At 56.1% G+C, this 21,776-nt stretch carries 18 protein-coding genes; 5 read left to right on the top strand and 13 right to left on the bottom strand.

Annotated features, from left to right (window positions below):
- Nucleotides 1-102: 102 nt before the first annotated feature.
- Together modB and modA are read right to left on the bottom strand one after the other, a co-directional pair.
- Nucleotides 103-777, bottom strand: coding sequence for a molybdate ABC transporter permease subunit (gene modB / locus BLR08_RS02380; RefSeq protein ID WP_072328017.1), 675 nt, complete (start codon nt 775-777; stop codon nt 103-105).
- Nucleotides 774-1,601, bottom strand: coding sequence for a molybdate ABC transporter substrate-binding protein (gene modA, locus BLR08_RS02375; protein ID WP_072328015.1), 828 nt, complete (start codon nt 1,599-1,601; stop codon nt 774-776). Before modA ends, modB begins: the two co-directional genes overlap by 4 nt.
- A 201-nt stretch (nt 1,602-1,802) precedes the next feature.
- Between modA and BLR08_RS02370 the strand changes: the two genes are divergently transcribed.
- Entirely contained in the window at nt 1,803-2,150 is a 348-nt protein-coding gene (locus BLR08_RS02370; protein WP_072328013.1) for a DUF3243 domain-containing protein, read from the top strand.
- Nucleotides 2,151-2,287: 137 nt separating this feature from the next.
- Nucleotides 2,288-3,217 carry a helix-turn-helix transcriptional regulator gene (locus tag BLR08_RS02365; protein WP_072328363.1) on the top strand — a complete coding sequence of 310 codons (930 nt, stop codon included), beginning with the start codon at nt 2,288-2,290 and terminating at the stop codon, nt 3,215-3,217.
- 941 nt (nt 3,218-4,158) lie between these two features.
- On the opposite strand, the gene BLR08_RS02360 is transcribed toward BLR08_RS02365, so the two are convergent.
- Nucleotides 4,159-6,534 (bottom strand): S-layer homology domain-containing protein, encoded by a 2,376-nt coding sequence (locus tag BLR08_RS02360; protein WP_072328362.1) that lies wholly within the window; start codon nt 6,532-6,534, stop codon nt 4,159-4,161.
- 227 nt (nt 6,535-6,761) lie between these two features.
- Here BLR08_RS02360 and BLR08_RS02355 point away from each other — a divergent pair, with 227 nt between their 5' ends.
- Genes BLR08_RS02355 through BLR08_RS02345 form a run of 3 tightly spaced genes read left to right on the top strand, consistent with a single transcriptional unit; the run spans nt 6,762 to nt 10,276 of the window.
- A complete protein-coding gene (locus tag BLR08_RS02355; protein ID WP_072328012.1) occupies nt 6,762-7,508 on the top strand; it encodes a polyphosphate polymerase domain-containing protein in 747 nt (248 codons plus the stop codon).
- A complete protein-coding gene (locus tag BLR08_RS02350; RefSeq protein ID WP_072328010.1) occupies nt 7,501-8,187 on the top strand; it encodes a DUF4956 domain-containing protein in 687 nt (228 codons plus the stop codon). Before BLR08_RS02355 ends, BLR08_RS02350 begins: the two co-directional genes overlap by 8 nt.
- A 31-nt stretch (nt 8,188-8,218) precedes the next feature.
- A complete protein-coding gene (locus BLR08_RS02345) occupies nt 8,219-10,276 on the top strand; it encodes a carbohydrate-binding domain-containing protein (RefSeq protein WP_072328009.1) in 2,058 nt (685 codons plus the stop codon).
- A gap of 115 nt (nt 10,277-10,391) precedes the next feature.
- Here BLR08_RS02345 and BLR08_RS02340 read toward each other — a convergent pair whose 3' ends face one another.
- From BLR08_RS02340 to BLR08_RS02295, 10 genes are all read right to left on the bottom strand, one after another.
- Nucleotides 10,392-11,087 carry a response regulator transcription factor gene (locus BLR08_RS02340; protein WP_083536718.1) on the bottom strand — a complete coding sequence of 232 codons (696 nt, stop codon included), beginning with the start codon at nt 11,085-11,087 and terminating at the stop codon, nt 10,392-10,394.
- A gap of 19 nt (nt 11,088-11,106) precedes the next feature.
- Nucleotides 11,107-12,540, bottom strand: coding sequence for a sensor histidine kinase (locus BLR08_RS02335; RefSeq protein ID WP_072328007.1), 1,434 nt, complete (start codon nt 12,538-12,540; stop codon nt 11,107-11,109).
- A gap of 11 nt (nt 12,541-12,551) precedes the next feature.
- A complete protein-coding gene (locus tag BLR08_RS02330) occupies nt 12,552-13,304 on the bottom strand; it encodes an ABC transporter permease (RefSeq protein ID WP_072328005.1) in 753 nt (250 codons plus the stop codon).
- On the bottom strand, nt 13,291-14,013 hold the full coding sequence (locus BLR08_RS02325; protein ID WP_072328360.1) for an ABC transporter ATP-binding protein: 723 nt from the start codon (nt 14,011-14,013) through the stop codon (nt 13,291-13,293). The genes BLR08_RS02330 and BLR08_RS02325 overlap by 14 nt, the downstream gene beginning before the upstream one ends.
- A 64-nt stretch (nt 14,014-14,077) precedes the next feature.
- Nucleotides 14,078-15,349, bottom strand: a complete 1,272-nt coding sequence (locus tag BLR08_RS02320; protein WP_072328004.1) for a hypothetical protein — start codon at nt 15,347-15,349, stop codon at nt 14,078-14,080.
- An 89-nt stretch (nt 15,350-15,438) separates the two neighbouring features.
- The gene (locus BLR08_RS02315; protein WP_072328003.1) at nt 15,439-15,699 is read right to left on the bottom strand and encodes a hypothetical protein; all 261 of its coding nucleotides are present in this window, start codon (nt 15,697-15,699) and stop codon (nt 15,439-15,441) included.
- Between the two features lie 211 nt (nt 15,700-15,910).
- Nucleotides 15,911-16,894 carry a formylglycine-generating enzyme family protein gene (locus BLR08_RS02310; RefSeq protein ID WP_072328002.1) on the bottom strand — a complete coding sequence of 328 codons (984 nt, stop codon included), beginning with the start codon at nt 16,892-16,894 and terminating at the stop codon, nt 15,911-15,913.
- Nucleotides 16,895-17,027: 133 nt separating this feature from the next.
- Entirely contained in the window at nt 17,028-18,116 is a 1,089-nt protein-coding gene (locus tag BLR08_RS02305) for a lactonase family protein (protein ID WP_072328001.1), read from the bottom strand.
- Between the two features lie 207 nt (nt 18,117-18,323).
- On the bottom strand, nt 18,324-18,848 hold the full coding sequence (locus tag BLR08_RS02300; protein ID WP_072328359.1) for an MgtC/SapB family protein: 525 nt from the start codon (nt 18,846-18,848) through the stop codon (nt 18,324-18,326).
- Nucleotides 18,849-18,908: 60 nt separating this feature from the next.
- On the bottom strand, nt 18,909-21,704 hold the full coding sequence (locus tag BLR08_RS02295) for a phosphodiester glycosidase family protein (protein ID WP_072328000.1): 2,796 nt from the start codon (nt 21,702-21,704) through the stop codon (nt 18,909-18,911).
- Nucleotides 21,705-21,776 lie beyond the last annotated feature (72 nt).

The following is a 21,776-nucleotide window of genomic DNA, read 5'->3' as shown; positions in this document are numbered from 1 at the left end:
CACTCCCAATTAGTAGTGATTTTGCCAAATCTCTCTTACATACGGGCAAAAGAGACAATATGTTCCAGCAATCTCAAAAATAATCGGGCCGGTTGTCGGCCGCTAACGTCCGGGCTTACCGGCGATCCACAGCAGCAGCATGCTGATCAGCACGATAGAGCCGCACCAGAGCCATGCCAGCGTTGTTTGTCCGGAATCTACCGCTATATAAATGGCGGTCGGCACAGTCTGCGTCCTGCCGGGGATATTGCCCGCCAGCATCAGCGTGGCGCCGAACTCGCCCAGCGCTCTGGCAAAGCCGAGCACGTAGCCCGCCCTGAGCGACCGCCAGGCAAGCGGCAGCGTCACCATCCGCAGCACCTGCCATTCATTCGCCCCCATCGAGCGGGCCGCATCCTGCAGGTCGCGGTCCACGGAGTGGAAGCCGACCTTGACCGTCTGGTACACAAGCGGAAAGGCCACTACTGCGGAAGCCACCACAGCGGCATACCAAGTAAAAACGAGCGATACCCCGAACAGCTGCTCGAACCAGATGCCTGGCGCGCTTTTGCGACCCAGAAGCACAAGAAGCACGAAGCCGACGACGGTAGGCGGCAGCACTAGCGGGAGCAGCATGACCGTCTCCAGCAGCGTCTGTCCGCGGAACCGGACCCGGGTCATCCCCCAGGCTGCGGCGGCACCGGCTGCAAATACGATCAAACTTGCGAGCAGCGTAACCTGCAGCGACAGCCGGATCGGCTCAGCGAACGATGCCCAGTCGATAACTGTCCCGTTCATGATTTTTTCGGTACGGTGAAGCCGTGTCTAATAAAAATCTCGCGGGCCTCCGGGCCCTGAAGATATTCGTAAAGCTCCCGTGCTTCCTTCGGCCGGGCGGTCGCCTTCACGATGCCGATCGGGTATTCCACCGGCTTGTAGCCGGCCGGATCTGCCGTGTACGCGATACGCACCTTGCCAGAGGACAACGCATCCGTACGATACACATAGCCGGCTTCGACGTTGCCGGTTTCGACATAGCTGAGCACTTGGCGGACATCCTTGGCGAACACCATCTTCGGCTGCAGCCGATCCCACAGCTTATGGAAGGTTAGCGATTCCTTGGCATAGCTGCCGGCAGGCACCGATTCCGGCTGGCCGACGGCCAGCTTCTTAACGACCGGACCCGCCAGATCCTGCACGCCCGCTATCGAAGCTTGTCCGTCCTTGGCCGTTACCGCGACAAGCTCATTGGTCAGCAGATTCGTCCGGTCCGTCGCCGCTACCAGCTTCTTCTCCACCAGCGCTTCCATCTGCTTGGCCCCTGCCGACAAGAACAGGTCGCTTGGCGCTCCTTGCTCTATCTGCTGCTGCAGCGTTCCCGAAGCCGCATAATTAAAAATCAGCTTAACCTCGGGATGAAGCTTCGTATACGCGGTCTCCAGCTCATTCAAGCTATCGGTCAGACTCGCTGCCGCCGATACGAGCAGCTCCACCTGCTTCCCGGGTACAGGAGCCGAACCCGCCTGCTGCTCTCCCCCCTTGACCCCTTCCTTGCCGCAGCCGGCGGGCAGCAGCAGTCCGGCCAGCAGCAGCAGCTTGATTCCATGATGGCGCATCCTCATTCGCTCCTTCTCCCAAGTCGGTTTCTGCTTCTGATTGTAGCATCACTTTCCCCGTTTTAAAATATATTTAGTTATAAATAGATATATCTAATTATATTTAATAAGCGGAATTTGCGCAGAAATGATTCGACAAATGAGAAGCCGTTTAATCATACGGTGAACAAGCCTATTACTTCAAACCAGAACAGGAGCTGAAGCCATATGACGGAGCTTAACCATTTATTAGACAAAGACGGTACATTGCAGCCCGACAAACTGGAAGAGACGATGCAGCGGCTGGACGAAGGGAAAAAGGAAGAAATTTTGCGGAATTTCGATTCCTTCATCGGTTATCTGGGGCGCCGCATCGAGCTGGCGGAGAAGCTCGGTTTGAATGAGGAACAGCTGAATGCGCTGGCGTTGAAGGTCGCTTCCTACCTGGCCAATCATGAGGAGCCGCGCAATAGTGAGGAGAAGCTGCTTAAGGAGCTGTGGAAGGTTTCCAGCAAGGAGGAGCAGCAGGTGCTCTCCCGCGCTTTGGTGAATCTGGCCCGCCATACGAATAATTGATCTTTCTGGAACCATGCGGTATCCCTCCGGCAGCAGCCGGGGGGATTTTTGCCGTCGCAGCTTGTAGCGCCGGGCGCCGATTGTTCCGTATAATAAAGATATGGACGAATTACGCATGCCTGGGGACGGTGAACAACATAACGGAAGAACGCTCCTACACGACAGAAGAAATCGCCAAGCTGCTCAAAATCTCCAAGCTGACTGTCTACGATCTGATCAAAAAAGGCGACTTGCCCGCCTACCGGGTAGGACGTCAGATGCGAGTCGACGCCTCCGATCTTGAGCGCTACAAGCGCCAAGCCAAAGCCGGCGGCACCAGCATGCCGCCCTCGTCGCTCCCGCCTGATCGGTCGGGCGAAGGCCAGCGCCAGCTGGTCATCACCGGTCAGGACGTCAGCCTGGACATCCTGGCAAGACATATTGAGAAACAAACGGGCGCTTACCGTGCTCTGCGGTCGCAGGCCGGCAGTCTGGACAGTCTGATCGCGATGTATCAGGGGCAAGCGGACATCGTCAGCACCCATTTGCTTGACGGAGATACCGGAGCGTACAATGTCCCGTACATACGCCGGATATTATCGGGGTTCTCCTATGTCGTCGTCAATCTGGTCAGCAGGCCGGCGGGCCTCTATGTACAGCCGGGCAACCCTAGGCGGATTCGCGGCTGGATGGATCTGCAGCGGGACGATGTCCGCATCGTGAACCGGGAGAAGGGAGCCGGAGCTCGCGTGCTGCTGGACGAGCAGCTGCGGCTGCACGGCATCTCCCCTTCGCGCGTTACCGGCTACGACGACGAAGTGTCCGGCCACCTGAGCGTGGCCGGAGCGGTCGTCAGCGGCGCCGCCGATGCCGGAGTGGGCATTGAGAAGGCGGCAGCCGCAGTCGGAGCGCAATTCATACCGCTTATCCAGGAGCGCTATGATCTTGTCATGCTCAAAACGGGCGCCAATCGGGCCTGGATCGAGTCGGTGCTTGCCATCCTGAAGTCCGAACAGCTGCGCAGGGAATTGGCATCCATTCAGGGTTATGACTTGTCCATGACCGGACAGATCGTATACGAAACCTAGAAGTCCGGTGAACGACGCAAAGCCTTCGGCCGATCGGGGGGTTCTCTCGCTGTTTAGCTCCCTATCGGCTCTCCGGCCTCTTGTTCACCGGACTTCTAGAGGCTGTCTATCCCAAGAAGTCACCCGGACGAGGGACGCCAACAAAGATAGGGGTTGTCCCATAAGCAGCTCTTCTCACTTGGTAAATACGGTTCAAGCAGCAACTGAAAACTCGTATAAAACGCTCTCGACATGCGGTCAAAATGGGGGGTGTGGGTGTGGGCGGAATACCGTACAAAATGCTGCCTTCTAACGGTCAAAACGTGGGGATTGGGCGGAATACCGTACAAAACGCTGCTGTCTAACGCCAAAAACGTGGGGGTTGTACGGAATACCGTATAAAACGCTGCCTTCTATCGCTAAGAACGTGGGGATTGGACGGAATACCGTATAAAACGCTGCCTTCTATCGCTAAGAACGTGGGGATTGGACGGAATACCGTACAAAATGCCGCCTTCTACCGCTAAAAACGTGGGGGTTGTACGGAATACCGCACAAAACGCCGCCTTCTAACGGTCAAAACGTGGAGGTTGTACGGATAACCGTACAAAATACTGCCTTCTAACGCTAAAAACGTGGAGGTTGTACGGAATACCGTACAAAATACTGCCTTCTAACGCTAAAAACGTGGGGGTGTGGGCGGATTACCGTACAAAATGCTGCCTTCTAACGGTCAAAACGTGGGGATTGGGCGGATTACCGTATAAAATGCTCATGACTTGCGGTCAACATGAGGGATTTGCGTGGGACATCCGTTACGACTTAGGTCTCACGTTAACGGGAGACCTAAGTCGATAACGATTATCCTGTCATTCGATAAACGAGGCAGACTTCTGCTTGTAGGATAGCCTCAGCCATCTCATGATTGAGCAGACCGGTCAGCGCCCCTGCCATTAAGAGCTTTAGTAGTACCGCGGCGACTGCTGCAGCTCTTCACGCTTCTGCAGATAGCGGAAGAACGCCGTTGCGGCTTGCGCGCGCGTGACCTCTTCGGCCGGCTTGAAGCTGCCGTCCGTCAGCGACATGATGCCGAGGCCCACGACGATCGCCGCCTGGCCGACCTGCTTCACATCGCCGGCGTCGGTGAAGTTTTGGTTGAACACTCCTGTATTCTCGGCCAGCTTCTTGTAGCCCAGTGCGCGGATGATCAGCTGGGCCATATCTTCCCGCGTCATCGTTGCGTTTGCATTGAACTCGGTGCCCGGATCGATCAGTCCGCGGTCCACTCCGTTTTCTACATAAGCGAAATATGCTGAACCGTTGGCTACATCCTTGAAGGAAGCCGCGCGCTCCGCTCCGTAATAAATGCCGTAGTTGCCTCCGTTCATGGCAATGACCAGCATCTTGATCATTTCCCCGCGCGTCATCGCCTGGTTAGGATTCACCTTGCCATCCTTCAGATCCAGCGCCTGATAATCCAGCATCAGCTGCAGCTCGCGCTGCGCCCAGTGGCCTTCAATATCCTCGGCCTTGATTGTCTCAAGCACGATCGGCTCTCCCGTGGAAGCATTTCTCCATCCGCCCGTCTGAGCGTCCAGGAAAAACGGCTCGCGGGTAAACTTGGAGACGAGCGTATACACGAGCTTGGCTTCCTTCTTCGTGCTGATCGCAGCTCCGCCTGGAGGAATCTCTCCCGCGGCTACCATCAGCTTGTATTTCTGCTCGGTGATACCGCCGCCCGCATAAGGAACAAAGCCCTCGACAAGCACATAAGACAGCTGAATATCGTATTGGGAGAAGAGCAGATCCTTCGCTTTGTCCTCGCCGATAACTTCCGGCTTCGTTGCCGGATAAGCGATTTCGCTCAGCGAGCCGTAGAAGTTCACGATCTGGCCCGATTCTCTGTCGATGCTGATGTTTACGCCCTCATGATTCGCATTGACGCCGTCGATTACCCGGTTGAACCGGATATCCCACGTACGCAGCTCCTTCAGTCTGGCCTCCGGCACGGATGCAAGTCCCGCATCGTCCAGCACGAGCTGATGCGTATGCGCGGGAAGCTGCTGGCGCACGAACTCAATCGCTTTCGCCTTCGCATCCTCTAACGTTACCTTAGGCTCGAAGCTCGTCTTCGCATCCATCATATAAGGCATGCTGCGGTTGAAGTTGGTCACTTCCCCGGTCTTGGCGTTTACGCTTGCCCAGAGATTATCCATGCCTTTGCCGAGCGGATCCTTCTCCGATGCCAGACTCCAGCGCAGCGACCAGCTCGCCGAAGTTTTGCCGGTAGCCGGATCGGTATTTTCATTATAATGAGCATCCTCCAGCTTATAATCCTTCAGCAGTCCGAAGGCGGAGGTCACCTTGGCAATCGCCTGGTCCTTGGTCAAATTCAGATCGGCGGCAGGCTTCTCCGCAAGCGGCTTGTCGGTAATCGGCTTCTTCTCGGAGCTGGACAGCACAGGAATATTCATCGGGCTCCACGGCTCGCCCTTCGCCGCATCAATCATGAACGTGTTCATCCTATACGCGATGAGCGGCTTGCGTTCCTGACGCGATTCATACGGAATCTCATACGACAGCGCAATATCGGCCTTGTCCCGGAACGCCTGCAGCGCCTTGTCCGTCCCGAGCGGGGTTACGCCCTTCTCGAAGTCGACGCCGTCGGTCCAGCGGAAGCTGTAGCCCGTCACTTCGCCTTCCCCGTTCACATCGACAGAAATCCCGTCCTGCGGGAAAGGCACCCCGTCTACGATCCGGTCATAGCGGATGTTGTAAACATAATTGCCGTTAAGCGGCGTGCGGAACTGCTTCTCCGCCTGATCGTTGTATTGGACGGTTTCCTCGGGATTCAGCTTCTTCAGCCAGCCGTCCGCAATCGACTTCGCTCCCTGGAAATCCACCTTCGGCGGATAGCTGGGCTTCTGATCTGGGTCGGCATTGTAAGCGTTATAAGCGGTTAGCTTACCATTCAAGCCATGGATGCTGACATTGATGTTCGAGTAATAATGCTCCTTAATCTTCCGGGTATAGCTCAGCGACCAGTTCGGGACATTGTCCCCCGAATAGGAGTTCAGGTTAACGGACTGCAGCGTGTAGCCTTCCGGAATCGTAATGTGCTTCTTGGCCAGTTCGATCGCCTGCTCCCTTGTGACGGTTGGCTCGACGATCGGCGCATCTCCCTTGCCTGGCGGCAGGCTGATGGCATCGGCCGTGCCTGTGGCCGGACTGGAAGTCGTTGCGGAATTGACAGGCTCCGAAGCCCATGCATGGGGGGCGCAGGACAACAGCAGCGCCGAAGCTACCGCGATCGGGGCGGCTTTTTTGACTAATTTCATAAATTCGTCCTCTCCTTCTAGAAGATGGTGCATAAGTTCTAATCTCCTAGACGAGGCATTCCAATAAAAGGTTGCGGCCGCACATTCAGCAATTTTTCAGCTTGCGCTCAAACAGCTTTCAACTTGTGTTCAGGACGCCCTCAGCTTGGGCGCTTATACTTCTGGCTATCGGGCAAGCGAAGTAAATAAATGAACGAGTTCATGAAACAGTAAGGGGGAGCTAAGCATTGGCCATTGAGGTATTCAACCGGTATGAAAACAAATATTTGCTGGACGATGCGGCCTATCATTCGTTTTACAACCGGCTGCTCGAATATATGGAGCTTGACGATTACAACAAGCAGCATCCGTTCTACGCCATCAGCAATATCTACTTCGATACGAAGGATGACGCTTTAATCCGCAAAAGCCTCTCGAAGCCGAAATACAAGGAGAAGCTGCGGCTGAGAGCGTACGGCGTACCGAAGCAGGATGCCAAGGTATATCTGGAGCTGAAGAAAAAGGTATTCGGCCTCGTCAATAAAAGACGGACGGCGCTCGCTCTGGACGAGGCTTACGACTTTGTCCGCACAGGAATGGAGCCCGAGCTTCAGCCCTATATGAACAAGCAGGTGCTGCATGAGATTCATTATTTTCTGCAGCGCTACGAGCTTGAGCCGAAAGTGTATTTGGCCTATGACCGGAAAGCGTTATTTTGCAAAAACAGCCGGGATCTCCGCATTACCTTCGATACGAATATCCGGTCCAGACGCTGCGACCTGAGGCTTGAAGACGGGGATTACGGCCAAGCGCTGCTCGAGCCGGGGCGATGGCTCATGGAAGTGAAGGCGGAGAAGACGGTGCCGATGTGGCTGTCCCGCATGCTGTCGGAACATCAGATGTTCCGGACGAGCTTTTCGAAGTACGGCAATGAATACAAGAAATATATCATGAACCAAGAACCGACGGCACAGGGGGAGACGCTTTATGCTTGAATCCATTTTTGCTTCGACCGGGGCGACGACAGAGTTAACCTTATCACACGCCCTGCTTACGATCCTGATCTCGGTTTTGCTGGGCGGGATTATCAGTGCGACCTATATGAAAACAAGCAGCCGCGGCGGATATTCGCAGAACTTCAGCTTGACGATGGTGCTGCTGCCGGCCATCGTAGCCATTATCATTTTGCTGATCGGCAGCAATATCGCACGGGCCTTCAGTCTGGCGGGCGCGTTCTCGATCATCCGGTTCCGCAGCGCTCCCGGCGATCCCAAGGACATCGCTTACGTGCTGTTCACCATGGCGGCCGGGCTCGCTGTCGGCGTAGGAGCTTTCGGTTATGCCGTCCTTTTTACAATTTGTCTCTGCGCGCTAATGGTTATCTTGAGCTTCCTCAAGTTCGGGGAGAAAAAAACGGTACAGCGCATGCTGAAGGTAACGGTTCCGGAGGACCTTGGCTACATGGAAGCGTTCGACCAAGTGTTCAAGAGCTTCCACATTGCCTATGAGCTCAAGAAAGTGCGCACGACCGAGCTTGGCAGTCTGTATGAGGTTGTCTATATGGTGACGATGGATCATCTGACGAATCAGAAGGAATTTCTCGACGCTATCCGCTGCCGCAACGGCAATCTGGATATCACCTTGACCATGAGCCCGACAGCCTCAGACTATTAACCCCAGTTCACAACGGAAAGGAAAGATTGTTATGAAAAAAGGATCGAACACGTCTAAATTATGGAGCGTGCTGCTGTGCGTGGCCGTTTTATCCGCCTGCAGCACGCCTGCCGACCCGGCTGCCTCGCAGGCCGGCACGGCGGAATCCGCCGCGGCCGCTGCGAAGTCTTCCGGCGATGGAGCCTCGGCGGCGCAAACCTCGGCCCAGACGCAGGTCAGCGCCGATATGCCTGAGAAGGCCACATTCAAGGAGGCCGACTTGAAAGCGGATTGGAGCCAGGAGACGGCGATCAAAATCCAGCTGAACGGCGCGGATGCGGCGATCGACGGTTCGGGAGCGAAGGCCGCAGGCGGGGGCGTTGTAATCACTGCGCCCGGAACCTACGTGCTGAGCGGCAAGCTGAGCGACGGACAGATCATCGTCGAAGCCGGAGACAAGGACGACGTACAGCTCGTGCTGAACGGGGTCGACCTGCGCAGCAGCGACAGCGCCCCTCTCTATGTGAAGGCGGCGGATAAGGTAATCCTTACGCTCCAGGAGGGTACGGAGAATACCGTGTCCGACGGCGAGACGTATGTGTACCCGGACGCTTCTTCCGATGAGCCGAGCGCGGCGATTTTCAGCAAAGCGGATCTGGCTGTAAACGGCAAGGGCAAACTGGCCGTTCAAGGACGTTACAACGACGGCATTGCAAGCAAAGACGATCTGATCATCACCGGAGGAACGATCGAGATTCAGGCCAAAGATGACGGGATTATCGGACGCGATCTTGTAGCTGTTCAAGACGTGACGCTCACGATCCAGGCCGGCGGCGACGGAATCAAAACCACGAACGATACCGATGCATCCAAAGGTAATATCGTCGTCGCAGGCGGCTCCTTCACCATCGCGGCAGGCAGCGACGGCATGCAGGCGGCGGCTTCCGTACGCCTCGACGGCGGCAGCTTTGATATCAAGGCGGGTGGCGGCAGCGTGAACGGCGCCGTGAAGACCGAGGATTTCAGACAAGCTCCCCGCGGGGCAGCGCCTGCGCCGGCGGCAACCGAACAAGCGACGGCAGCAGAGCCCGCCAGCACCAAAGGAGTGAAGGCTGCGGCGAACATTTTCGTGGCAAGCGGCAGCTTCAACATCGACTCGGCGGACGACGCCGTACACAGTAACGGCCATATCGTCATTGCAGGAGGCGAGCTGAAGCTTGCATCCGGCGATGACGGGATTCATGCCGATGCTTCCATCACGATCACCGGCGGCAAGACGAATATCGTTAAAAGTTATGAAGGAATCGAAAGCTCGCTGATTACGTTTCAGGGCGGGGAAACTTATGTGACTGCGACCGATGACGGGGTCAATGTGGCGGGCGGCAAGGATGAATCCGCGCTGGGCGGCCGTCCCGGGCAAAACCAGCTTGCTTCCACGGGCAATAACAGGCTTGTCGTCAGCGGCGGTTATTTGAGCGTAGACGCCGTAGGCGACGGGCTGGACGCGAACGGCTCAATCGAAATGTCCGGCGGTACCGTGCTGGTGAACGGACCGACCAATAACGGCAATGCCGCGCTGGACTATGACGGCAGCTTTGCGTTGAGCGGCGGCCTCCTGATTGCCGCGGGCAGCGCCGGCATGGCGATGGCGCCATCCGATACATCCGCTCAATACGCGATCGTCATGAGCTATCCGCAGACCCAATCGGCCGGTACGCTCGTTCGTCTGGCAGACGGCAGCGGCAACGACATAGCGACCTTCACGCCGTCCAAAGCTTATCAGACCGTCGTCATCAGCTCGCCGGGTCTGAAGAAGGATGCCAGCTATACCCTTTATTCAGGCGGAAGCGTGCAGGGCGGTCAATCGCAAGGCGGCTTGACCACGGGCGGGCAATACGTGAACGGGACCAGGGTCGTAACCTTCACGCCCTCTGCTTCCGTAACCTGGCTGAACGAATCGGGAGTGACTGCGGCGGCCAGCGCAGGACACGGCGGGCCCGGCGGCGGCATGGGCGGCGGACCCGCTGGTAGAATGGGCGGCGGACCTGCTGGCGGTATGGGCGGCGGCCGGAACAGGCCGATGGAAGGGCAGACGACGCCCGCGCAATAAGAAACACTATAAAGCTCCCAAGAAATTGCAGCAAGCCGGCGAGAAATCGCCGGCTTGTTTGCTGTTATACGTCTGCATCAGCCAAGCTTGTCGTCCCGGCCGGCTTGCGTACAAGTCACACCATAAATCGGTATCCCGATCCCCACACGGTTCCGATGTATTGAGGCTTGGACGGATGCTCTTCGATCTTCTCCCGGATGCGGGCGATATGGACCGTCACCGTGGAGGTGTCCCCCAGCGCGTCCATCCCCCAGATTCGCTCGAACAGCTCGTCCTTGCTGAACACCCGGTTGGGATGCTGGGCCAGAAACAGCAGCAGGTCGAATTCCTTCTGAGCCAGCATGACCTCATGTCCATTCACAAGCACCCGCCTGGCGTCCTTCTGGATCTCAAGCCCCCGAACTTGAAGCTTCACTTCCGCCGGCTCTCTTCCGAACCGTTCTTTCATCCGTTCGAACTTCTTCAGGTGAGCGTTCACTCGGGCCACGAGTTCACCCGAGCTGAACGGCTTGGTGATATAGTCGTCCGCGCCGAGACCCAGACCGTTAATCTTGTAGATCTCCTCCGCCCTGGCCGATACGAGCAGCACGGGGATATCGTCCTGCTCGCGGATCGCCCGCAGCACTTCGAAGCCATCCATGCCCGGCAGCATGATATCCAGAATAATAAGCTCGAATTCCGCCTGTTCCAGCGCCTTCAGCCCCTCATTCCCGCTATTCACGATCATGACCGAATAGCCGCTCAGCTCCAGGTAATCCTTCTGCAGATTAGCAATGCTTTGGTCGTCCTCCACGATCAGTATCTTCTTCATCATAACCTCTTTCGTCATACTAGGCTTTGTTCAATGATATCATGATTCGGGTTCCTTCCCCCGCGTCGCTTCTGGCCCAGATGCTTCCTCCATGGCCTTCCACGATCTGCTTGGCGATCGCCAGCCCCAGACCGCTTCCGTCGGTATTGGTGCGGGAAGCCTCCACCCGGTAGAACCTGTCGAAGATATAAGGAAGCTCTTTCTCCGGTATGCCTTGCCCGTTGTCCCTTATTTCTACAATCGCCGTTGTCCGGGTTTCTCTGAGGATGATCGCCACCTTGCCGTTCGCCTTATCCGCATACTTGGCCGCATTATCGAGAATATTCTGAATCACTCGCCTCAGCCGTTCGCGATCCATGAAGACGGTCGCCGGCTGCTTCAGCTCGTTGATCAGCTCCAGGGAAATGCCCGCTTGCCTGTACTCATAGGCATAATCCGCCACGCAATCCTCGAAATACCCGGCCAGATCGCTTTTCTCAAAATGATAAGGAAGCTGATTGAGATCCAGCTTGGAATACAGCAGCAGATCGTCGATCATCGTATTGACGAGCACCGCCTTGTTGCGGGCCGTCTCCAGGTACTCCGTCATCTTCTCCGGCGTCTTGGCCACCCCGTCGATAATGCCTTCGATATAACCTTTGATCGACGTCACCGGCGTCTTCAGATCATGCGATATGCTCGATACGAGGAAGGTCCGGTTTTCGTCATATTTCTGCTGCCAATAAACCGATTCCTTCAGCTTAAGCCGCATGAATTCCAGCGTCCGGCACAGCTCCCGAACCTCGTCCTCGCCCTCTTCCGCAATCCCGAAGTCCAGATCGCCTTCGCTGATTTTCGCCGCGGCGCTCCTCAAGCGGGTCATAGGCAATATAATCCCGCGCGAGAACGAGTAGGAAACCCAGAGGTTCATCAACATAAACACCAGGATAAAAAAGCCGGCCGTGAACAGGCCAACCACCCAATAAAAGTCCGTCTGCGGCTTGACCGGGGCGAGCAGCAGCAGCAGCCCGTCCTCGCCGGAGGGGAGCTTGTACGCGGCCCGGTCAAACATATACGTCTTGCCGTCAAGCTCCAGCGTGTCCTGATTCGGCTCGCCGGCTGTCAGCAGCAGACTTTTCTCGATATCCATGGCGCTGAACGGCCCGGTGGCAAACAGAACCTCCCGGTTTTTCAGAACAATGGCATGGGCGCCAAGCGCCTTCACCCGGTCGGACAGCGTATGCTGATAAGGCTGCTCCAAAAGACGCTCAAACTCCAAGGTCAACGCTTCCCGCTTGATCTCGCTGATCCCCGTTCTGGCCTCAAACACCCTTTTCCATTCGTGAATATCCGCTTCCCTGCCGAACAGCTTCGTATAGGAGGCAACAAATACAAGGACTGCGAGCGCCGTCACCACGAGCGACAGCAGCAGAGCGAGCGCATTCATCGCAAAAAAGCGTTTTGTTACATGCATGCCATACCTTCCTATATATCCTTTCTGTCAAACAAATAATAACCTGCCGTAAACAGCATTATACCACAGCCGGACATGATCAATAGCTGGCGGAGTATTTTAAACGCGTTGATCGTTTCGGAGATCCACAGCGTATACCAGTCGAACATGGAGGTAATGAAAAAGCTCGAGTAGCCGGAGAATACGATGCCCAGCACATTCAGGGCCAGAAACGCAAGGATGGCCAGGAAAAAAACCGCCAAGCCTCCCCGGAGCATATTGGACAGCAGCACCACCAGCAAGGAAAACACGAAGATGGGCAAAAACGTCGCGATATAGGATAAGACCACCCGGACTATCCCGATAAAGCTCACGGACGTCATATTGAACAGGAAGCCCGCCAGCAGGGAAAGCACCATAACAAACAGCAGATTGCCCATGATAAAGGCGGCCAGATTCAGCACCTTCGCACTGAAAACCCCCAGTCTGGTAACCGGTCTGGTGAGCGTTATTTTCATCGTATTGGAAGAAAACTCGCCGCTGAACATATCGATCGCCACGAACGTCGCAAACAACGGCAAAATCGTATAAGCAAATATCGATAACACGACCAGCGGAAATTCCGTGCTGCCTACAACCCGCAAGCCAAGACCGTGCTTGATGACCGTTACGGCAACTTGTCCGATCACCACGGCCAGGATGGATAAGATGGCGGCCGCAATCAGCTTCTTCTTCTTGAGCATCTTCACGGCTTCATTCAAGAAGGCTGCCTTAAATCCTCCCATTGCGGTCCACCTCACTTACGAAATAATGCTCAAGCGACGAATAATTCGAGAGGATATCCCGGGTATAATCCATCCCCACAAGCTTGCCGCCGTATACGACGCCGATCCGGGTGCAGGTCAGCTCCACATCATGAATCAGGTGGCTGGAAATAAAGAAGGTCGTCCCCTCTTCGGCAAGCTCCTTGATCAGCCTGCGCATCTCCAGCATCCCTTCGACATCGAGTCCGTTCAGCGGCTCGTCCATGATCAGCAGTCTCGGCCTGGACAATATCGCCGCCGCGACCCCCAGCCGCTGCTTCATCCCGAGCGAAAATTTCCGCGATTTCTCATGCTTATATTTCAGCATGCCGGTAATTTCGAGGCACTCGTCGATGCGCCGCTGATCCACATCCGGATAAAATCTGGCAAACAGCTTCAGGTTTTCATTCGCCGTCAAATACGGATACGATTCCGCCGTCTCGATCAGACAGCCGGTATGCTTCATGGCATTCACATAATCGTCCTGGACGCTCGCGCCAAAGATTTTCACCTCGCCGCGATCGGGCTTCATCAGTCCGGCCATCATTTTCATCGCTGTCGTCTTGCCCGCGCCGTTGGGTCCCAGGAAGCCGAACACATCGCCTTGATCGATCGCCAGATTCAGGTCGCTGATCCCCCGGCCATTGCTGTACATTTTGGTCAATCCGTTAATCTCAATCGCTTTATGCATAACCTGCCGCGTCCCCTCCACAAAAAGCATATCGGGAAGCCGCGCATGGCGGCTCCCCTCTCTGTTATTCCGCAAATATGCGGGTAAATTCTCCATCAAAATACTGGCTTGAGCTGGACCGGTACGAATTTTCGTCCACCACTTCAATGTCCAGATTGAGGTATACCTTGCCATTGCTTCCGGGATGCAGCTGGCCGTTCGCCTGCTCGCCCTTGTCATTCGTATACGTGAACAAAGGCATGGACTTCGTCTGGTCAGGGTTATACTCGAAATCAAAGCTGTAAGGCTTCCCATATTCGGATTCATAGCCGGGCTTTACGGTTTCGGAATATTTGCCTGCCACTTTGTTCTCGTCTACGCTTGTAATCTCCAGCTTTCTTTCGCCGATTTTGACGAATTGGCCGTCCTTCTCCATCACGATGTTATTGACATAGGTCCCCACATGCTTGCTGCCGAAGCCGTTTGTCTGGCTTACCTTCTCAACCTTCGCGCCGGTCAGGTCGGGAGCCGCTACCGTGGTCTTGCCAACGTCGGAGAGCTTGAACACGATGCCCGCAGACAGGTCATGCTGGACGCCGTCCTTGTCTTTCCCGCTCACAATAATCTCGCCCGTCATGCTTTCCAGCAAGCCGGCTTTGTTTTCAATCGCCGTACCTGTCACTTTCTTCACGAAAATATCGCTTTCGATCGCCGGCAGCTTCGCATCCTGGGACGAGCGAGCCTGATCCCTAAGCATCTGCTTCAAGCCGAAGGAGGATACCGCATTCACGATGGCCGGCACCTGAGCTTCGGACAGACTTCCGGCATATACTTTTCCGCCATCCGCTCTCTCCTCTGCCTGTACATAGTCCTTGAGATTGCCGACTACGGCGTCGACGATTTTCTCGATCTCAGGAGCTTCCTTCTCGTTGAACGGGTTAGTAAACATCTCCCGCTTTCCTCTGTACTGACCCTCAGGGAATTCTGTCACATAATATTGGGCGTCTTTGTCGTTTTTCCAGACCGAACGCTTGGTGTCGGAGTAGGAATAATAGCTTGTCGTTTGGCCGCCGGCATATTGGGTTACCGTTGATTCTTCGGAAGCCTTCATGTTCATATCGATCTTCTTGAAGCTGGAGGTTTGCAGTACCTCTTGACCATTGCTCTTTATCGTCATAAGCGACTCGAGCTTATAGCTGCCCAGGCCAGCTTCCATCTGCGAGGCCGTCATTTTCACCGAGCTCTTCAACCGGTCGTAACCGGAGCCGAGCAGCGCGTCGGCAAACGCCGTAGAAACAAACACACATGCTCCGATCGTAAATGAGAGTGCGGTCACCGTCTTTTTGCTAAGCTTCATTATTGAGTCTCCTTTTAATTCTGTAGTGGGGAAACGTTTCCTTACTACCCATTATAGACGACGCCTATTGAGTTTCTATGAATAACGTATTAACAAAATATTAACTGTGCCAGCCATGAACATATACGATTATTTCCCGGAAAATGTTGCGCCAGGTCCTGGCCGCGGCCGAAGAAAAATGCCTTACGGCTGCTTAACGCCCAGGCGATGCCTTGCACAACCAGATTCGCGCTCTCGCTCTCAAGATTCAACTTCGGGACCACCGCGTTTGCTCCCTCCGAAGCGATCAGCTCTGCAATGACTTCCCCATACCAGAGCCGCTCCTGTAATAACCGCTGCTTGTCCTGCAAGCTTTACGAACTTTACCTCCATAGCTGTTATCAAAATGTAATCGGGCAAACCCATATTGTATCCGTCAGTCGGATGCGTTTATACGATTCTTCGCACATATCCGGTAGGTCGACCGCCTGTCGGACGCATGTACCGTTAAAACCGGAAAAAGCCGTCCCCGCGGCGGATTACCCGGCGTGGAACGGCTTTTGTCTTCATGCATGAGGCTGATCAAACATCCATAGCCATCCGGAAGCCCATATTGCCTGTGCTGCTGTCCGGCGTATTTTTGCTCCGGGCGGCTACCCTGTACCGATTGCAGTAAGATCGGTGGCATAAATACGAGCCCCCGCGCAGCGAGCGGAGTCCGCTGCCAGCGGCTCCCTTGGGGTTGACGTTGTCCGAGCGCCGATGAAAGTCCCGCTCGAACCAGTCGGCGCACCACTCCCATACATTGCCTGCGACATTGTACAAGCCGAAGCCGTTGGGCTCGTACGCATCGACCGGAGCCGTCCCCACATACCCGTCCTCCGCATGATTGACCGTCGGAAATTTTCCTTGCCAGATGTTGCAGCGGTGATGGCCGTCCTGCTTCAGCAGATCGCCCCACGGGTAGGTCTTCTGCTCCAGCCCTCCACGGGCGGCATATTCCCACTCCGCCTCGGTCGGCAGACGGCCCCCCGCCCACCGGCAGTAAGCCTCCGCATCGTTCCAGGAAATATGAATGACCGGATGGTTCAACCTCTCCTCCACCGAGGAGCCTTCTCCCTCCGGCTTCGCCCAGTAAGCGCCGCGGACGCCGAGCCACCAGGGAGCCTCGCGCGGAGAACCTTCAACATCCCCCCGCCGCTGCTCCGGCACGAACAGATGGAACACATAGGACCAGCCGAAACGTTCGGCCTCAGTGACATACCCCGTCGCCTGCACGAATTCCCCGAACTGCTGGTTCGTGACCGTATGGGCGGCTATGCGGAACGCATCCACCTTCACCTTGCGGATCGGACCTTCGCCATCGGCCGGAAAGCCGTCTGCCGCCTGCGTTCCCATCAGGAATTCGCCTCCGGGCAGCGTAATCATCATATGGCTGGGACGCGCGGCTTTCTCGCGCGGTTTCAAACTGTGCAGCTCTACGGGCTGTAGCTGTCCGGAGGCCGCGGCCCCCTCCAGCTCCTGCCGTCCAGCGCCGCAGCAGGATTTTCCATTCATGTCATTCATGATGTTTTCCCCTTCCGTATAGTAGGCTTACGCTCTCATTATTCAGCCGTCTGACCGGGCTTTTTCCCGGGAGGGCGCCCGCATGGCTTGCTCCGGCCAACGGAAGCATCCGCCGGAGACCGCGGCGGCTAAGCTAGGCTTCCGTCGCCAGCGGCTTCACGCATACCGGCTTGGACAACGTGAGCATATGTCCGGTCGCCGCCAGTTTTCCCGTCGCCGGATCGACATGATAGGAGACCACATTATCCGTATCGCGGTTAGCCGCGACCAGGAAGCGGCCTCCCGGCGTCAAGGCGAAGTGGCGGGGGTGTTTGCCCTGCGTCGATACATGCTCGATCAAGGCAAGCTCGCCGCTCGCGGGATCGGCCGCGAATACAGCGATGCTGTCATGTCCTCGGTTGGAGCCATAGACGAACCGGCCGTCCTCGGAGACGGCAATCTCCGCGCAGCTGTTCTCTCCGGCAAAGCCTGCGGGCAGCGTCGATATTTGCTGGACCGTATGCAATTGCCCCGCTTCGGCGTCATACCGGAAGGCGACAATGGTGGAGTCCAGCTCATTGATGACATAGGCAAAGCGGCCGTCCGGCCGGAACGCCAGATGACGCGGTCCCGCCCCCGGGTGAACCGAAGCGTCCGCATGCACCTGAAGTTTGCCGTTCCCGGCGTCCACCTTGTAGATGCGTACCAGATCAAGTCCGAGATCCGGGACGAGCAAGAAACGGCCGTCCGGACTAAAGAAAGCCGAATGCGGATGAGGCCTGTCCTGCCGATCGGGATGCACGCTATGGCCCGTATGCTGGCTGAGATCAAGCAGCTCGCCTACCCGGCCATCCTCCGTCAAGCTGATCAAGGCTACATGCCCGCCGTGATAGCTGACCTGAATCAGGTAGTTTTCCCGTTCATTCCGCTGAATGTGGCAAGTCGGGTCCGGCGAGGTAAACGCCCGGTTCAGCTCCTGCATCGTCCCCGCGGCTGCATCCGTTGCGAACGCCACAACCTGCGCCCGCTTGCGTCCGGTCTCGTCGACCGCGTCGGCGATCGCATAGAGCCGGTTCGCGGCGGAGTCGACGTTCAGAAACGTCGGATTGTTCAGCCCCGACGCTTCGCTGAGCAGTCTCAGCTCTCCCGTCTGCTGATCCAGCTCGGCCGCATAGACGCCGGGACCGCCCGCTTCCGCATAAGAACCGATATAGAGAAGCATGCGCTGTGATGATAAGGACATGATGATTCCTCCTAACTGACTGTATAATCTCTTCTCATCTTACAAATAGAATCGCCGTTGCGCAAGGTCCGTCACCTTTATGCCGATATGCAGACGTGCGCAAGCACATAACAGCGTCAAAAAGCCCTGCACGGCGAGATACGCCTTGCAGGGCTTTCATTGTCTTGCCTGCTGCCAATGCTTGCAGGAGCTCGGGCTCCCTCGGATTTATAGCGGGTTTTCCGCCCGGACGGTATCGCCGGTGCTTTGCAGCTTCTTGTGCCTTTGCTGCTCAAGCCGGTTCGCCATCCTCGCAACTGCCATACAAAGAATAACCGTAAAGATAACAATGCCGTAAAATCCCGCGCCGATGCCGATCCCGACGCCGCCCACGAACAAAATCATGGCCGCCGAAGTCAAGCCCTTGACCTTCAAGCCGTCCTTGAGAATGACCCCTGCTCCGAGAAATCCAAGCCCGGTCACGATCTGGGCGGCCAGCCGCATAGGGTCCATCATCGTATTCGGATGGAGCGCGCTGAACTTCCCTGCGCTGTGAATAGAGATCAGAGTGATAAGCGAGCAAGCCACGCAAACGTACATGTACGTTTTCAAGCCGGCAGGCTTGCTCTTGGCTTCGCGATCCCAGCCGACCATAAAGCCGAGTGCCGCACTAAGAATTATACGAACATACGTTTCGTATTGATCTACCTGTTGGACTATAAATTGTTCAAGCCCCGTATTCAACCGTGTCATCTCCATCCAGGGATAATCGGAACTCGCCGTCGGCTCTCCAGCCTCGCCTTCACCGGATTTCTAAGGCTGGTCGACTACGACCAGCAGGGATGAAAATACGTCCCGGGGAGCGCCCGGCGTATTGACCCCGTTCACTTTATTGATCGGCGTATTGCGGATCTCATACTGATTCTGCGAAGAATTGTACGTGACCGCCGTAGAAGAGCCGCCTCCATCCATGTTCAGCGCCTGGTAGGCTCCCAGCTCTTTCATGTACTGACCCAGCTCTTCTATATAAAATCCTGTCGAGTCATTCGCTCCGCGCCCGTCAACGACCACAAAAAACACGCTGCCATTGCTGCGGATGCCCGCTGCCGTCCGGGGATGCCGGTCCTTGTGCCGGTAGTAAGTCTCGTTGTCATAATCCGGATGGTTCGTATCCGAGATTACCAAACCGTTAAAGTCCTGAACCGTCCCGTTCTTGACCATCCAGAATTGTCCGCCCGAAGCCTGGAACAAATTCGTTTTATGCTGCTGCCAGTCGATGCCGTAATTACCGATCATCGCGGTTCCATCGTTACGGATACCGAGAAAGCCGTGGAACGGATAATTTTTGCCGTCGACGCCCGGCACCCGAACCCCATTAATGATGGATGACCCGTCCTTGATCATATAGCCTTCCGGCCCTTGCTCCGTGTAAAACTCCCCGTTCACGCCCGCTACCACCTTCTTGCCCGGCAATACGGTAGTAGCCGCCTGAACCGCTACATTCCCCTTGATCACATCATGGCCGTCCTGGTCCACGGTGCGGATATAGTTGCCGTTCGCATCGGTTGGCGGAACCACATTGTTTTTCACGCCGACCATGATTTTATTTTGCGGCAAGCTCAAGTCAACATCAATAATATTCGCCTTCTGAATGTTGCCGCTGCCGTCTATGAAGTCCATCTGCCTGTGCGTCACGCCGCTCGACAGCACATCCGTGTTGTCCCGGTAAGCCCGGAATACGATCCCGTAAGGCTGGGTCGACGGCTCCGCTGCGAAAGCCTTCAGAACGGGGCGGGACGAGCTCGAACTCATCTTCCAGACAGATGTAAAATCCCAGCCCAGCGTATTCTGATAGGTGGACTGCAGCTGCAAGGCGTTATCCGTAACCGTGAGGCCCTGTTTATTGGAAGACGTTCCGCCGGTAGCGGCGACGCCCTGGACCAGCGCACCCGCCGAGGCCATATTGTTCTGGAACACCGGCGTCCCGTTGACCCGGCCCGTAATTCTCCCGATGTTGCTGCCGGCGGCATTCGTAATCGTCCCCGCCAGCAGCGCGTTATCGCGAATCGTTGCATTCGTATACGCGTATGCCGAGATGCCGCCGGTGTTGTTTTCCTTCGAATTCACATCGGGTACCGCGTAGGATTTCTCCAGCACCGAGCCGCCTTCCGATACGGCAACCAGCCCTCCGCTTTCTACCTTCGCTTTCACAATCGCATCCGAGTAACAGTTGCGGATCAGATTATAGTTGTAAACCGCGATAGCTGCGCTTCGCGCTCCGCCCGTTACGACGCCGGTGACAAAGCTTTCCTTGATCGTGCCCCGGTTCATGGCCGTAATGCCGCCGGCCCAGTGACTGGCGTCCGCGCTGCTGCCTACAATAGCCGCATCGACAAATCCGATTTTCTCGATAATGCCCTTGTTCTCGACGATAAATGCCGCCTTCGGCTGGCTGGCACTCGCCGTAATCGTCAAGCCTGAGATCGTATGCCCGTTGCCGTCCAACGTGCCGGTGAAGCTGCTGATCGGCGTAAACAGCCCGGTCAGCGTTATATCCGCCGTCAGCTTGAAGTCGCCGCCAGGGTTGCTGCGGATCAGCGCCAGATCGGCCGCCGTGGCAATCTCGGTATCTTTGCGCTCCTGTACATTACGGAGGATCGGATGGCCAAGGACTGCGCTCATCTCCCATACGGAATAGAAATTCCAGCCCAGCGTGTCCTCATAGGTCGTCTGAAGCTGCAAGGCGCTGTCCGTTACCGTAAGTCCCTGGTTATCGGCGGATGTGCCGCCTGTGACGGCCGCACCCTGCACCAGCGCATTCGCCGAGGCGATATTATTCTGAAACACCGGCGTTCCGTTGACCCGGCCCGTGATCCGCGCGATCATCAAGCCGCTGCCGTTTGCAACCGTTCCTGCGAGCAGAGCGTTGTTTCGGATCGTCGCGTTCGTATACGCATAGGCGGCAATTCCGCCCGTATTTTTATCCGCCGAACTTACTGCCGGCACCGCATAAGAGGATTCCAGCATCGACCCGGTTTCCGATACGGCAACCAGGGCTGCGCTTTCGTAGGCAGCCTGTACCGTAGCGACCGAATACACATTTTTTATCTGACTGTAATTCGTAACGGCGATGCCTGCGCTCCGGTATCCGCCCTTGACCGAACCGGTGACGAAGCTCTCCTGGATCGTCCCGCGGTTCCAGCCAACAATCCCGCCGGCCCAATACGTGGAGTCGGTGCTAAGTCCGGTGATGTTTACGCCCGTGAAGCCGATTTTCTCGATAGTCCCTTTGTTCTCGACGATAAATGCCGCCTTCGGCTGGGTGGCGCTCGCTGTAATCGTCAACCCGGAGATGATATGCCCGTTGCCGTCCAGCGTGCCGGTTAAGCTGCTGATCGGCGTAAATGAACCGGTCAGCGTAATATCCGCCATCAGCTTGAAATTACCGCTCGGATTGCTGCGAATAAGCTCCAGGTCCGCTGCCGTATGGATCGGCGTAACGGTCAGAGCGGTTGCCGAGGCTGCTTGAGGCATCCATAGGCCCAGCATCACCGCCAGCACCAGCATCCAAGATAAAGACACATGAACCAATCGTTTCGAAAGTTTCATAGCGCACCTCCATTGGGCGTAAGGGGATTGGATTTTAACTTTCAGGCTTCAGTCCATCCTGCGCTTCATTTC

This window comes from Paenibacillus sp. cl123 (assembly GCF_900101595.1).
Taxonomy (GTDB): Bacteria; Bacillota; Bacilli; order Paenibacillales; family NBRC-103111; genus Paenibacillus_G.
This window is presented reverse-complemented; position numbering and strand designations above follow the sequence as displayed.

What these genes read in the sequence shown, in the direction of transcription:
- modB (WP_072328017.1), bottom strand. Translation starts at nt 777, where the DNA reads ATGAACGGGACAGTTATCGACTGGGCATCGTTCGCTGAGCCGATCCGG.
- modA (WP_072328015.1), bottom strand. Translation starts at nt 1,601, where the DNA reads ATGAGGATGCGCCATCATGGAATCAAGCTGCTGCTGCTGGCCGGACTG.
- BLR08_RS02370 (WP_072328013.1), top strand. Translation starts at nt 1,803, where the DNA reads ATGACGGAGCTTAACCATTTATTAGACAAAGACGGTACATTGCAGCCC.
- BLR08_RS02360 (WP_072328362.1), bottom strand. Translation starts at nt 6,534, where the DNA reads ATGAAATTAGTCAAAAAAGCCGCCCCGATCGCGGTAGCTTCGGCGCTG.
- BLR08_RS02350 (WP_072328010.1), top strand. Translation starts at nt 7,501, where the DNA reads ATGCTTGAATCCATTTTTGCTTCGACCGGGGCGACGACAGAGTTAACC.
- BLR08_RS02345 (WP_072328009.1), top strand. Translation starts at nt 8,219, where the DNA reads ATGAAAAAAGGATCGAACACGTCTAAATTATGGAGCGTGCTGCTGTGC.
- BLR08_RS02340 (WP_083536718.1), bottom strand. Translation starts at nt 11,087, where the DNA reads ATGAAGAAGATACTGATCGTGGAGGACGACCAAAGCATTGCTAATCTG.
- BLR08_RS02335 (WP_072328007.1), bottom strand. Translation starts at nt 12,540, where the DNA reads ATGCATGTAACAAAACGCTTTTTTGCGATGAATGCGCTCGCTCTGCTG.
- BLR08_RS02330 (WP_072328005.1), bottom strand. Translation starts at nt 13,304, where the DNA reads ATGGGAGGATTTAAGGCAGCCTTCTTGAATGAAGCCGTGAAGATGCTC.
- BLR08_RS02325 (WP_072328360.1), bottom strand. Translation starts at nt 14,013, where the DNA reads ATGCATAAAGCGATTGAGATTAACGGATTGACCAAAATGTACAGCAAT.
- BLR08_RS02320 (WP_072328004.1), bottom strand. Translation starts at nt 15,349, where the DNA reads ATGAAGCTTAGCAAAAAGACGGTGACCGCACTCTCATTTACGATCGGA.
- BLR08_RS02310 (WP_072328002.1), bottom strand. Translation starts at nt 16,894, where the DNA reads ATGAATGACATGAATGGAAAATCCTGCTGCGGCGCTGGACGGCAGGAG.
- BLR08_RS02305 (WP_072328001.1), bottom strand. Translation starts at nt 18,116, where the DNA reads ATGTCCTTATCATCACAGCGCATGCTTCTCTATATCGGTTCTTATGCG.
- BLR08_RS02300 (WP_072328359.1), bottom strand. Translation starts at nt 18,848, where the DNA reads ATGACACGGTTGAATACGGGGCTTGAACAATTTATAGTCCAACAGGTA.
- BLR08_RS02295 (WP_072328000.1), bottom strand. Translation starts at nt 21,704, where the DNA reads ATGAAACTTTCGAAACGATTGGTTCATGTGTCTTTATCTTGGATGCTG.